Source organism: Pseudomonas sp. Larv2_ips, from assembly GCF_963879675.1.
Classification (GTDB): domain Bacteria; phylum Pseudomonadota; class Gammaproteobacteria; order Pseudomonadales; family Pseudomonadaceae; genus Aquipseudomonas.
In genome coordinates this window covers 1412563-1425804 of the sequence record NZ_CAWOAW010000027.1, presented here as the reverse complement: position 1 = coordinate 1425804, position 13242 = coordinate 1412563, and the positions used below count along the sequence as shown (strand labels likewise).

At 61.6% G+C, this 13242-nt stretch carries 12 protein-coding genes; 4 read left to right on the top strand and 8 right to left on the bottom strand.

Annotated elements, in window-relative coordinates:
• Nucleotides 1-13: 13 nt before the first annotated feature.
• From flgK to AACV02_RS23370, 7 genes are all read right to left on the bottom strand, one after another.
• The gene (gene flgK, locus AACV02_RS23400; protein WP_106576444.1) at nt 14-2050 is read right to left on the bottom strand and encodes a flagellar hook-associated protein FlgK; all 2037 of its coding nucleotides are present in this window, start codon (nt 2048-2050) and stop codon (nt 14-16) included.
• 10 nt (nt 2051-2060) lie between these two features.
• The gene (gene flgJ / locus AACV02_RS23395; RefSeq protein ID WP_119742287.1) at nt 2061-3329 is read right to left on the bottom strand and encodes a flagellar assembly peptidoglycan hydrolase FlgJ; all 1269 of its coding nucleotides are present in this window, start codon (nt 3327-3329) and stop codon (nt 2061-2063) included.
• 3 nt (nt 3330-3332) lie between these two features.
• Nucleotides 3333-4421: a flagellar basal body P-ring protein FlgI gene (locus tag AACV02_RS23390; protein WP_106576713.1), complete on the bottom strand. Its 1089-nt coding sequence runs from the start codon at nt 4419-4421 to the stop codon at nt 3333-3335.
• Nucleotides 4422-4448: 27 nt separating this feature from the next.
• Nucleotides 4449-5144 (bottom strand): flagellar basal body L-ring protein FlgH, encoded by a 696-nt coding sequence (gene flgH / locus AACV02_RS23385; protein WP_003214607.1) that lies wholly within the window; start codon nt 5142-5144, stop codon nt 4449-4451.
• Nucleotides 5145-5197: 53 nt separating this feature from the next.
• Nucleotides 5198-5983: a flagellar basal-body rod protein FlgG gene (flgG, locus tag AACV02_RS23380; protein ID WP_005790105.1), complete on the bottom strand. Its 786-nt coding sequence runs from the start codon at nt 5981-5983 to the stop codon at nt 5198-5200.
• A 71-nt stretch (nt 5984-6054) separates the two neighbouring features.
• Nucleotides 6055-6795, bottom strand: coding sequence for a flagellar basal body rod protein FlgF (locus AACV02_RS23375; protein ID WP_106576442.1), 741 nt, complete (start codon nt 6793-6795; stop codon nt 6055-6057).
• Between the two features lie 329 nt (nt 6796-7124).
• Nucleotides 7125-8687 carry a sigma-54-dependent transcriptional regulator gene (locus tag AACV02_RS23370; protein WP_119742283.1) on the bottom strand — a complete coding sequence of 521 codons (1563 nt, stop codon included), beginning with the start codon at nt 8685-8687 and terminating at the stop codon, nt 7125-7127.
• 257 nt (nt 8688-8944) lie between these two features.
• Here AACV02_RS23370 and phhA point away from each other — a divergent pair, with 257 nt between their 5' ends.
• The 3 genes from phhA to AACV02_RS23355 all read left to right on the top strand — a co-directional run bounded on the left by phhA (nt 8945) and on the right by AACV02_RS23355 (nt 11391).
• Nucleotides 8945-9736, top strand: a complete 792-nt coding sequence (gene phhA / locus AACV02_RS23365) for a phenylalanine 4-monooxygenase (protein ID WP_106576440.1) — start codon at nt 8945-8947, stop codon at nt 9734-9736.
• A gap of 105 nt (nt 9737-9841) precedes the next feature.
• Entirely contained in the window at nt 9842-10198 is a 357-nt protein-coding gene (locus tag AACV02_RS23360; RefSeq protein WP_106576439.1) for a 4a-hydroxytetrahydrobiopterin dehydratase, read from the top strand.
• The gene (locus tag AACV02_RS23355; RefSeq protein ID WP_119742281.1) at nt 10198-11391 is read left to right on the top strand and encodes an amino acid aminotransferase; all 1194 of its coding nucleotides are present in this window, start codon (nt 10198-10200) and stop codon (nt 11389-11391) included. Before AACV02_RS23360 ends, AACV02_RS23355 begins: the two co-directional genes overlap by 1 nt.
• Nucleotides 11392-11515: 124 nt before the next feature.
• Here the strand turns inward: AACV02_RS23355 and AACV02_RS23350 are convergent, their stop codons facing one another.
• Nucleotides 11516-12325, bottom strand: a complete 810-nt coding sequence (locus AACV02_RS23350) for a UDP-2,3-diacylglucosamine diphosphatase (RefSeq protein ID WP_119742279.1) — start codon at nt 12323-12325, stop codon at nt 11516-11518.
• A gap of 138 nt (nt 12326-12463) precedes the next feature.
• Here AACV02_RS23350 and AACV02_RS23345 point away from each other — a divergent pair, with 138 nt between their 5' ends.
• The gene (locus AACV02_RS23345; protein WP_119742277.1) at nt 12464-13213 is read left to right on the top strand and encodes an AraC family transcriptional regulator; all 750 of its coding nucleotides are present in this window, start codon (nt 12464-12466) and stop codon (nt 13211-13213) included.
• Nucleotides 13214-13242 lie beyond the last annotated feature (29 nt).

Genomic DNA, 13242 nt, shown 5'->3' with positions numbered 1-13242 from the left:
GTTCCAGACTCCTTTAAAGGGCGTTGATCAGTGTGCTGAAGGTTTCTTGCGCGGCCTTGATGATCTGCGACGACGCGGTGTAGTACTGCTGGAACTTGATCATGTCGCCCGCCTCCTCGTCCAGGTTGACCTGGGACACGGAGTTGCTGGCCGCCTTGTTCGCGGCCAGCAAGGCGCCGGTGGCGGTGCTGTCGGTGTTAGCCTGGGCGGCCTTGGAACCGACTTGGGACACCAGCCGGCTGTTGGCGCTGACCAGGCTCACGCCCGCATTGCCATCCACCGCACCGACCGTCGCCTTGGTCTGCAAACCCAGCAATTGCTGAGCGTTGCGGCCATCGGAGGTGGCGCCACTGTTGAACGAAAAGGTCGTGCTGTCGCCGTTGGCGGGCGTGCCCGCCACGGTGGTGTCGAAACTGAAGCTCTTGCCTGGAATCAACGTACCGCTGGCATCACGCATCGGCACACTGATAGAGACCTTGTTGCCCTGGCCCGGAATGATGCTGCCGGTGCCGATCGGGTTGCCCTGGGCATCGCTCACTGTGTAGGACTGGGTGCCGTCTGCCGCAGGCTTGCCAAACACCATCTTCACCGGCATCGAGTTTTCGATCCCGGTGCGCAACTGCGCGCTGGCAGCGCCACCGTTGATATCGATCGGCAGCGTCAATGTCGGCGGCGTGAACGTGCCGGTGCCGGTGTTGGTAGTGCTGGCATTGCCGGCCAGTGGCGCCGCGAACGCGAGCTTGTTCGGGTCCTTGAGGTCGACGCTGATGTTGCTGGCCCCGGTGGCCGTCGGGCTGACCTTGAAGCTGTCACCGGCAGCCATCGGCCCTTTGCCATCGAGCGCCAACGTGAAGCCGTCGATCACGGGCGGCGGCGTGGTGGTGGTGTCGAACGAGCCCATGGCTTTGCCGTCGGAGCGCACCACGTTGTACTGGTTGCCGCTGGTGAAGGTGACTTTGTAGTCGAAGGTCGAGAGCTTGCTGCTGTCGGCAATCGTCACATTCAGGTTGCCCGAGCCTGCGCTGTTGCCCGAGGCTGCCTGGCTACGCTGGGCAATGGCCGCGGCGCTGTTGATGTCGCTGAACAACGACGAACCGAAATCGCTGTTCAGGTCCAGGCCCTGGCCCAACTGGCTGTTGACGCTGTCAGCGGTGGCAATGGCAATGCGGCCCAGGTCGTTGATGGCCGGTATCAGCGCATCACTGCGATAGCGCAACAGGCCGCCGATGCTGCCGCCGGACACCACGTTGCCGATGTCCATCGGCGTGTCGCCCATGTTGAGCTGAATGGTGTACTGGCTGTTGTCGGTTTTGCTCGGCACGGCCGAAATCGTGTTGGCCACACCGCCTTCTACCAGCGACTGGCCGGTGCCGGTGGTGATGCTGAACTGGCCGTTCTTCTCGGTGGCCGTTACGCCGATCAGCTCGTTGAGCGAACGCACCGCCTCGTTACGCGCATCCAGCAGGTTGGCCGGCGCACTGGTCGACGAGCCCTGGGCGGTTGCGATTTGCGTGTTCAGCGACGCAATCGACGACGTCAGCTTATTGACCTGATCACTCATGGTGCTCAGTTGACTGTTGATGCTTTCTTTTTGCTGGGTCAGCTGGGTCGAGATCGCGTTGAAGCGGTTGCTCAGGGTCTGGGCGCTGGTCACCAGCAGTTGGCGCGCGGACACGTCGCTCGGGGTCGCTGCCGCGGTTTGCAGGGACGCGAAAAACGCGCTGAGCACCGCAGACATGCCGGTGGACTTGTCAGACAGGGTCTTGTCAATCGCAGCCGCCTGGCCCGCGTAGGCGGTGGCGTCGCTGTTGAGGGCCGTGCTGCTCTGGTAAGCGGCGCCCAAGAAATCGTTATAGATGCGGCGCACATCCGCCAGGGTCGTGCCGCTGCCGATGTACACGCCGCCGTACTGATTGTTGGCGCTGGCGTTCTGGGTGGTCTGCTGACGCGAGTATCCCGGGGTGTTGACGTTGGCAATGTTGTTACTCAGGACCGACAACGATCCTTGAGCGGCGTTGAGCCCCGACATCCCGATATTGAGCAAACTCATGATTCAGACCTTATAAATGAGTGGATGCGCCCGCGGCAGCGTAATCCTGGTAACTGTTCATCGTTTTGGCGATCTGCGAAATCTTGCTGGCGTAGTCCGGGTCGGTTGCATATCCGGCTTTTTGCAACTCGCGCACAAACTGTTCCGGGTTGTCGGCTGATTTCACAACTTCTTTATAGCGATCATTGCTTTGCAGCAATGTCACGAGGTCGTGGAAGCTGTCCTGATAGGAGTTGTAGGAACGGAATTGCGCCGTTTCCTTGACCATCGACCCATTACGAAACTCGCTGGTAATTGCACGCGCCTGGCCGCCCTGCCAACTCTGCCCGGCCTTGATGCCGAACAGGTTGTGACTGCTGCTGCCGTCCTCGGCGCGCATGACCGATTTGCCCCAACCGGTTTCCAGCGCGGCCTGGGCCACCAGGTACTTGGGGTCGACACCGATGCGCGCGGCGGCCGCCTTGGCCATCGGCAGCATGGTGGCGACAAATTCATCCTGCGAGCTGAAGGCTTTCTTCGCCGGCGCCAGCGGTGGCTGGGCGATGGCGCGGCCATACACCTGCATGCGCCCGCTCGGTACGGCAATGCTGCGCGCGGTGCTGTTGACCACGTTGTCGGCGGCGGCGCTGTTACGCAGCGGCGCGCTCTTGGCATCGATGGCGACCGGCGCGTTCGGCACGATGCCGGCCAACAGACGGTCAGTCAGCTTGCTCGGCAAGGCGATACGGCGCTGGTTCATCAGCTCCATGTCGTTGGCGTGCGCGCTCGCGCCTTCAGGCACGGCCACGCGATAAGCCCACAGCGGACGCTGGCCGTTGGAGCGGCCCAACGGCCCTTCGGCTTGGGTGCCTGCGCCGATTTCAGTCGGCACATCGACCTTCTTCACTGGCGCTTGCGCCTCCTCCGGGCCCTGCAACGTGGCCGCCTGGGCGTCCACCGGTTTGTTCTTCTGCATCTGGCGCATCAGCACGTCGGCCAGGCCAATACCACCGCCTTCGCGAGACATCGAAACCGCCAACTGTTGGTCGTACATTTCCTGGTATTGCTTGGCCGCCGGCGTATTCAGCGGGTTGTCCTTGCCCAGCGCTTCCGTGGCCGAACGCATGGACTTGAGCATTTCGCTGAGGAACAGCGACTCGAACTCCTGCGCGACTTTGCGCATGTTGCCTTCGCTGTTCTTGTCGGCGCCGACCTTGAGCTGGTTAAGCCGGTTCAGGTCGGAGTAAGACCCAGAATCCGCCGTGCTGCTGATCCCGCTCTTGCGCATATCCATGACCATGGCTCAGATCACTATCAGGTCGGCTTGCAAGGCGCCGGCCTGTTTCAGCGCTTCGAGGATCGCCATCAAGTCGCCTGGGGCTGCGCCCACCTGGTTCACCGCGCGGACAATCTCGTCCAGCGTGGTGCCGGGGCCGAACTTGAACATCGGCTTGGCTTCTTGCTGAGCATTCACCCGCGAACGCGGCACTACCGCCGTCTGGCCGTTGGACAAAGGCCCAGGCTGACTGACGATCGGGTCTTCGGTGATGGTCACGGTCAGGCTGCCGTGAGTCACGGCCGCCGGCGATACCTTGACGTTCTGACCGATCACGATCGTGCCGGTACGCGAATTGATGATGACCTTGGCCACCGCCTGGCCTGGATCGACCTCGAGGTTTTCCAGGATCGACAGGTAATCGACACGCTGGCTTGGGTCCAGTGGCGCTGTGACGCGGATAGAGCCGCCGTCAATGGCCTGGGCCACGCCAGGGCCGAGCATGTCGTTGATCTTGTCGACCACGCGCTTGGCGGTGGTGAAGTCCGAACGGTTGAGGTTCAAGGTCAGGCTGTTGCCCTGGTTAAAGCCACTGGGCACGGTGCGTTCCACCATGGCGCCGCCCGGGATACGCCCGGCCGATGGCACGTTAACGGTGATCTTCGAACCGTCACGGCCCTCGGCGTCAAAACCACCGACCACCAGGTTGCCCTGGGCGATGGCGTAGACGTTGCCGTCGATACCCTTGAGCGGCGTCATCAGCAACGTGCCGCCGCGCAGGCTTTTGGAGTTACCGATGGACGAGACGGTGATGTCCACCACCTGACCCGGCTTGGAGAACGCCGGCAAATCGGCACTGATGGACACGGCCGCGACGTTTTTCAGTTGCACGTTGCCCGAACCCGGCGGCACCTTGATACCGAACTGCGAGAGCATGTTGTTGAACGTCTGCAGGGTGAACGGGGTTTGGGTGGTCTGGTCACCCGTGCCGTTAAGCCCCACCACCAGGCCGTACCCGATCAGTTGGTTGGAGCGCACGCCGGAAATACTGGCGATGTCTTTCAACCGCTCAGCCAAGGCCCCTGTGCTCAAGGCCAGCAACAACGCGGCAGCCATCAGCTGTTTGAGTTTCAAAGTGGCCACCTAGAAAGGGAACAGCGGGCTAAGGAAGAAACGGTCGAACCAGCCTGGCTGACTCGCATCAGCAAACGAACCTGTACCCGAGTAGGTAATGCGCGCGTCGGCAATCCGCGTCGACGGCACGGTGTTGTCGGTGGAAATATCATCGGCGCGAACCATGCCCGCAATGCGCACCAGCTCGTCGCCGGTGTTGAGGGTCATCCACTTTTCACCGCGTACGGCGATGATGCCGTTGGGCAGTACATCGGCGACGGTCACGGTGATCGAACCGGTCAGGCTGTTGCCCTGCCCCGCCGCACTTTTGCCGTTCGTGGCGCGGTCGCCGCTGTAGCCGGCGTCCAGGCTCAGGTCACCGCTGCCCAGCGGGTTATTGGTGTTGGGCACGCCACCGAACAGCGACGTCAGGCCAATGCTGGTCTTGCTGGTCTTGCCGATCTGCGAGTTGGCATTTTTGCTGGCCTGGGTTTTCTCGTTCAGGGTGATGGTGATGATGTCACCCACACGGAACGCCTTGCGGTCGCTGTACAAGTTCTGTTCGAAACCGGCCTGGTAGATCGAGCCATTGTTGGCCGCCGCCGGCAACGGCGTGCGTGGCAACACCGGCGCGTAGTACGGGTCATTGGGTTTTGGCGTCGGGGCGACACAGCCCGCGAGCACGGCGATCCCACTCAATGCCAGAACAGAAACATAGCGATTCATGACCCTTACCTCACGGTGTTGCAGGCGCCGTCGATGGCGCCCCATAGACTTGATTACAGATTCTGCGTTACGAACGAAAGCATCTGGTCGGCGGTGGAAATCACCTTGGAGTTCATCTCGTAGGCGCGCTGGGTGGTGATCATGTTGACCATCTCCTCAACCGTGCTCACGTTGGAGGTTTCCAGGGTGCTTTGCAGCGTGGTGCCAAAACCGTTCAGGCCAGGGGTGCCGATTTGCGGCGCGCCGCTGGAGGCGGTTTCCAGGAACAGGTTGTTACCCATCGCTTGCAGGCCGGCCGGGTTGATGAAGTCGGCGGTTTGCAGGTTGCCGATCACTTGCGAAGCCGGGTTGCCGGCCACGGTGATCGACACAGTGCCGTCGTTGCCGACGGTAAAGGTCTTGGCATCGGCGGGAACCACAACAGCCGGCTCCAGCGCGAAACCGTTGGCCGTGACGATCTGGCCATTGGAGTCGAGGTGGAACGTGCCGTCACGGGTATAGGACGTGGTGCCATCCGGTTGCAGGATCTGGAAGAAGCCGCGCCCGTTGATGGCCATGTCCAACGGCTGACCGGTTTGCTGCAGGTTACCGGCGCTGAAGTTCTTCTGCGTGCCAACGATCTGCACACCGGTACCCAGTTGCAGGCCCGACGGCAATTCGCTGTCCTGGGTCGATTGGGCGCCCGGCTGCTTCTTGATCTGATAGAGCAAGTCCTGGAACTCGGCGCGGTCACGTTTGAAGCCCGTGGTCGACACGTTCGCCAGGTTGTTGGAAATGGTGGTCAGGTTGGTGTCCTGGGCGGACAAACCTGTTTTGGCAACCCATAGAGCCGGAAGCATGCTGTTCTCCTTCGTGCGCCTGTTTGTTGGCGCTGCGCTGCAAAATTAGTAGTCGGTCAGTAACGCGGCAATCAGCTCATCGCCAGAACGCGGGTCATGGCCTGGTCGTCTTCCTTGGCGCTGTTCATCATCTTGATGTGCAGCTCGAACTGCTTGGAAAGCGACAGCACCGCGGTCATTTCTTCAACGGCGTTGACGTTGCTTGCCTGCAGGAAGCCCGACGTCAGCGTGACGTTGGCGTTCGCCTGGGCCGGCTGGCCATCCTTGGTGTGGATGGTGCCGTCGAGGCCCTTGGTCATGTTCTTGAGGTCCGGCTGGACCAACTTGATGCGGTCCACTTCAGCCATTACCCGCGGGCCTTCGCCCATGGCGCGGATGCTGATGGTGCCGTCGGCACCCACTTCGATTTTCTGCTGCGGCGGCACCGCAATCGGGCCACCGTTGCCCATGATCGGCATACCGTTGCCGGCCCGCAGCACGCCCAGCGCATCCACATTCATGCTGGCGCTGCGCACGTAGGCTTCACTGCCATCGGGGGTTTGCACGGCCATCCAACCGTCGCCGCTGACCGCCACGTCGAGGTCACGACCGGTTTCGATCATGGCGCCCGGGGAGAAGTCGGTGGCTGGCCGCTCGGTCATGGCAAACGCGCGCGCCGGAAAGCTGTCACCAAACACCGGCATCGAACGCGCCTGCTCCAGGTCACGCTGAAAACCGTTGGTGGAGATGTTCGCCAGATTGTTGGCATGGGCCTTCTGCGCCAGTGCATTCTGGCTGGCGCCGGTCATTGCCACATAAAGGTACTTGTCCACGCTCTATCCTCTTTCTGACGGACGCTTGCCGCCCACCGCTGTACTGATGAGGCTTAAGCAATTTGCGAACCAACTTTTAAAAACGAGGAAAAGTCCAGGCGGGACGGGGGTTTGCGCGCAGGCATGGAGATTATGTGGCTGGACGAGAGTCGAAAAAACGGCGGACTACTGCCGCCTGCGGCAAGCACAGGTCTTGAAGATGACAAATAACAAATGTGGGAGCGGGCTTGCTCGCGAATGCGGTGTATCAGTCTGCACATGTAGTGACTGACACGTCGCATTCGCGAGCAAGCCCGCTCCCACAGTTTTAATCGTGTGTAGACCGCCAGTTATTTATCGGCCTTGAGGATTTCATAATCACGCAGCTTATTGGCGATGGTGGTGTGCGACACGCCCAAGCGCTTGCCCAGTTGCCGGCTGCTGGAATGCTCGGCATATAAGGCTTCCAGCACCGCCTTCTCGAACCGGCCGACGATCTGCTCCAACCCTCCCTCCAACGAGAAATCGCCAAGCGGCTGACGCACCCCATAATCCGGCAAGCGAATATGCTCTGCCTTGACCGTCCCGCCTTCGCACAACGACACCGCCTGAAACAGCACGTTTTCCAGCTGGCGCACATTGCCCGGCCAGTGATAGTGGCTGAGCCGGTCCATCGCAGCCGGTGCCAGCTTGGGCAGCGGGCAGCCGATCTGCCGGCTGGCTTGATCGAGGAAATGCTCAACCAACGGCGCCAACCCATCCAGGCATTCGCGCAACGGCGGGATATGCAGCGACAGCACATTGAGGCGGTGATAAAGGTCCTGGCGGAATTCGCCGCGGGCGCAAAGCTCAGACAAGTCCACCTGCGTCGCACAGATCACCCGCACATCCAGGTAGACCTCTTCATCACTGCCCACGCGGCGAAAGCATCCGTCCTGCAGAAAACGCAGCAATTTCACCTGCAGACGTGCGCTCATTTCACCGACGCCATCCAGAAACAATGTACCGCCTGCCGTCAGCTCCAACAGACCCAGCTTGCCTTCGGCCCGGGCGCCTTCAAACGCACCAGGCCCGTAGCCAAACAGCTCGGTCTCGGCCATTGACTCCGGCAAGCCTGCGCAATTGAGCGCCATCAATGGCGACTGCCCACGCGGGCTGGCCAGGTGACAAGCGCGGGCCAACAGCTCTTTGCCGGTGCCGGTTTCGCCTTCTATTAATAGAGGCGCATCCAAAGGCGCCATGCGCCGCGCCTCGCGCACCACGGCCGCCATGACCCTGGAGCTCTGGAAGATGCTGTCGAAACCACGCAGTTCCTGCTTGCGCACGTTGTAGATGCGCTCACCGACGCGGTCGGCGCGGTGCAGGGTCAGCACGGCACCCGCCATGGCTTCGCTGTCATCGTGTTCGCAGGATTGCAGCGGCGCGATGTCCGCCAGGAATACGTCGCCCTTGACCTTGACCCGCAAGCCATTGATGCGCGACTTACTCGCCCGCACCAGTTCCGGCAGGTCGAAGTCCTCGGCATAGCGCGACAGTGGAATTCCCGGGACCTCGTCCACGCGCACCCCGAGCAACTGCGCCGCCGCGCGGTTGGCGGCAACGATGGAGCCGCCCATGTCGATCGACAGCACCGGGAACTCCAGGGCGCCAAGCAGCGCATTGAGCTCCATATGCCGACGTTCGCTGGGCATCAGCCCTACCCGCTTGACACCAAACACCCCGGCAATGGCTTCAAATTGCGGGCGCAGCGCCTGGAACTGCATGTTCACCAGGTTGGGGCAAAACAGGTAAATCGCATTGCCATGTTCGCCACCGACCTCGCCCTTGGCGACGTTGACGCCGTACTCCACCAACAGGTTGAGGATGTCCCGCAGGATGCCGATACGGTTTTGGCAGTGCACTTTAATACGCATGAAAAAGCCCGAAAGGTGGGAAGGCGCCGCGTCTTTTTGCCGCTGGGCGCAGATAGTCGTCAAGATTATGTGACAGCCCATGGGCATTTCACAGCCCAAGACAACGATGAATCGGGCCATCGTAACGAATACTTTACAAAAACCGGTAACATTTCCTACAGCATTAGGCCGCAGCCCGATGGAATCCGGCGCCTTGCGGGTTATCAATAGGCTCATCGCAGGACATAACAAGAACGAATGCCTAGCAGGAGAGCCGTATGAAGCAAACGCACTACGTGGCCCGCGAGCCCGATGCGCAAGGTTTTATCCACTACCCGCCGGAAGAACACGCGGTGTGGAACACCCTGATCACGCGCCAGTTGAAAGTGATCGAGGGTCGCGCCTGCCAGGAATACCTGGACGGCATCGACAAGCTCGGCCTGCCGTTGGACCGCATTCCGCAATTGGGTGAAATCAACCAGGTGCTGGCCGAGACCACCGGCTGGCAAGTCGCCCGCGTGCCGGCGCTGATCCCCTTCCAGACCTTCTTCGAATTACTCGCCAGCAAGCAGTTTCCAGTGGCGACCTTTATTCGTACCCGCGAAGAACTGGACTACCTGCAAGAGCCGGATATTTTCCACGAGATCTTCGGCCACTGCCCGCTGCTGACCAACCCCTGGTTCGCCGAATTCACCCACACCTACGGCAAGCTCGGCCTGGCCGCGACCAAGGAACAGCGCGTGTACCTGGCGCGCCTGTACTGGATGACCATCGAGTTCGGCCTGGTGGACACCCCACAAGGCCGGCGCATCTACGGTGGCGGCATTCTGTCGTCGCCCAAGGAAAGCGTGTATTGCCTGTCGGATGAGCCCGAGCACCAAGCCTTCGACCCGCTCGAAGCGATGCGCACGCCGTATCGGATCGACATCCTGCAACCGCTGTATTTCGTCCTGCCCGAGCTCAAGCGCCTGTTCGAAGTGGCGCAGGAAGACATCATGGGCATGGTCGAGCGCGGTATGCAGTTGGGTCTGCACGCGCCGAAATTTCCGCCCAAACCCAAAGCGGCTTGAACCTTATGTTTTGAGGCCAGGTGAGTCTGTTCCCTGGCCGCGCGTTGCTTTAGGGTGACGCCACTGACGACCGTTTTTCAAACACTCGAATTCAGGACACTTCCCATGACCACCTTGAACCAAGCCCACTGCGAAGCCTGCCGTGCCGACGCCCCGCAAGTCAGCGATGAAGAGTTGCCGGTACTGATCAAGCAGATTCCCGACTGGAACATTGAAGTACGCGACGGCGTGATGCAGCTGGAAAAGGTTTTTCTGTTCAAGAACTTCAAATTTGCCCTGGCCTTTACCAATGCCGTGGGTGAAATCTCTGAAGCCGAAGGCCACCACCCAGGCCTGCTCACCGAGTGGGGCAAAGTCACCGTGACCTGGTGGAGCCACTCGATCAAAGGCTTGCACCGGAACGACTTCATCATGGCCGCGCGCACTGACGAAGTGGCCAAGGACGCCGAGGGCCGCAAGTAATGCATTTCGATGCCATTGGCCGCGTGCCCGGCGACCCGATCCTCGGGCTGATGGACCTGTATGCCCAGGACAGCAACCCGAACAAGTTCGACCTGGGCGTCGGCGTCTATAAAGACGACCAGGGCCTCACGCCGATTCCGCATTCGGTAAAACTCGCCGAACAGCGCCTGGTAGACACCCAGACCACCAAGACCTACATCGGCGGCCACGGCGATGCGGCATTCGGTGCGCTGATCAGCGAACTGGTGCTCGGCGCCGACTCGGCCTTGATCCGCGACCGCCGTGCCGGTGCAACGCAAACCCCAGGCGGCACCGGCGCCCTGCGCCTGAGCGCAGACTTCATCGCCCATAACCTGCCGGGGCGCGGCGTGTGGCTGAGCGACCCGACCTGGCCGATCCACGAAACCATCTTCGCCAAGGCCGGGCTCAAGGTCAGTCACTACCCCTACGTGGGCACCGACAATCGCCTGGATGTGGCCGCGATGTTGGCCACACTCGCCACGGTGCCCGAGGGCGACGTGGTGTTGCTGCACGCGTGCTGCCACAACCCGACCGGTTTTGACCTGTCCCAGGACGACTGGCGCCAGGTGCTGCAGATCGTGCGCGAGCGCCAATTGCTGCCGCTGATCGACTTCGCCTATCAAGGCTTCGGCGACGGCCTGGAGCAGGACGCCTGGGCCGTGCGACTGTTTGCCGCCGAGCTGCCGGAAGTGCTGATCACCAGCTCTTGCTCGAAAAACTTTGGCCTGTACCGCGACCGTGTCGGCGCGTTGATCGTGTGCGCGGGGGATGCTGAAAAGCTCACGGATGTGCGCAGCCAGCTGGCAAACACCGCGCGTAATCTGTGGTCGACGCCGCCGGACCATGGCGCCGCCGTGGTGGCGACCATCCTTGGGGATGCCGAGCTGAAAAAGCGCTGGAGCGACGAAGTCGAAGCCATGCGTTCACGGATCGCGCAGTTGCGTTCAGGCCTGGTAGAGGCGCTGGCACCCCACGGGCTGGCCGAACGCTTTGCGCATATCGGTGCGCAGCGCGGGATGTTTTCCTACACCGGCTTGAGTGCCGAACAGGTCAAGCAACTGCGCGAGAAGCACTGCGTGTACATGGTCAGTTCGGGACGGGCCAACGTGGCGGGCATCGACGCGACGCGTTTGACCCTGCTGGCCGAGGCCATCGCCGACGTTTCCCACTGAAGAAACGGGGAATAAATGGGGGAGCGGGCGTGCTCGCGAATGCAGTGTGACAGTCACCCAATAGATTGACTGACACTGCGCATTCGCGGGCAAGCCCGCGCCCACATTTGAATGGTGTTGGTTTTTAGCCCGCAACCATCTCGGCTTTGATCTGCGCTTCCTTCGCCTGCGCATCCGCCAACCGATACAACTCGATATGCCCGTCCCAGTGCTCGATCAACGCCGTGCACGACTCCACCCAATCCCCGCAGTTGAGGTAATCCACCTCGCCCACCTTGCGGATTTCCGCGTGGTGAATATGCCCGCAGACCACGCCATGCAACTCGCGCTTGGTCACTTCGTGGGCGATCGCCTCCTCAAAGTCGCTGATAAAGCTCACTGCCGTTTTGACCTTGTGCTTGAGGTACGCCGACAGCGACCAGTAGCCGTAGCCATACCGCGCCCGCCAGTGATTGAGCCAGCGGTTCAGCGTGAGGGTGAATTCGTAGGCCGAGTCGCCGAGAAACGCCAGCCAGCGGTGGTACCGGGTGATCACATCAAACTGGTCGCCGTGGATCACCAGCAAGTGCCGGCCATCGGCGGTGACGTGCACCGCTTCGTCGACCAGTTGGATATTGCCCAGGATCAGCTTGGAATAGCGCCGCAGGAACTCGTCATGGTTGCCGGTGACATAGATCACCTCGGTGCCGCGCTTGGCCATGGTCAGCAGGCGGCGGATCACGTTGGTATGGGCCTGGGGCCAATACATGCCGCCGCGCATTTTCCAGCCATCAATGATGTCGCCAACCAGGTACACCTTGTCGGCGTGGTAACCCTTGAGAAACCGCGACAAGTGTTCGGCCTGACAGTCCCGCGTGCCCAGGTGCACGTCGGAAATCCACAAGGTACGAACCCGTTGTTTACGACCGGGTTTGGCGAATTCGGCACGGGTCATGGGCATCCCTCGACGGTGTTTTCGCGAGCTTGCGCCCTGGTGGTTAATAGCCCATGACAGCGGTGCGTCAGTCTGATGACAGCGCCTGGCGCTCGTGAAGCGTTGTAGACTGGCGCCCTGCACCCTCAGGAGACTGCGATGAGACCGACGCTCACGCTGCGCCACTACCTCGAAGAGCCGCTTGCCCACAGCCATGACCATGCGCAGTTGGTGTTTGGCCTGTCCGGGCACCTGGACCTGGAAGTCGATGGCCGGGGCAGCCAGGTGCACGAAAACAGCGTGATGGTGCTGCCCTTCTCCGCCCACCACGCCTGCGGCAGCCGCGATGGCAGCCGTTGCCTGGTGCTGGATGTACCCACCGAACACTGGGTCGTGCAATCGCTGGGCGAGCATGCCGATGCCAGCCGCCGCCTGCTCGACCAATCGGCACGCCTGACCCTGGATTCGCGCCAAAGCCAACTGGTGCAATGGCTGGCGCACAGCCCGGTGGATGACCCGCTGATCGTGCAGCAAGGCGCGGTGCTGTTATTGGCCAGCCTCAATCACCCGCTGGCCCAACCGATGCCGGGACGACGCCTGCCGTATGCGGCGTTTGATGCGCATATCGAACGACACGTTGCGCACCCATTGCAGGTCGCGGACCTTGCACGCATTGCCGGCCTGTCGGTCGCGCGCCTGCACGCGCGCTTTATCGCCGAGTGCGGGCAGACGCCGATGGACTACATCCGCGGGCGGCGCCTGCAGATGGCCTTGAACCTGTTGCGCAACACGCCGCTGCCCATCGGCGACATTGCCGAGCGCGTCGGCTACAGCTCGCAAAGTGCGTTTGCCGCCGCGATGTTGCGCGAATTTGGCGCATCACCGGGCGCATTGCGGCGCTCATCATAGTCTTGCGACAAAAAACGCGAGCCGGACGA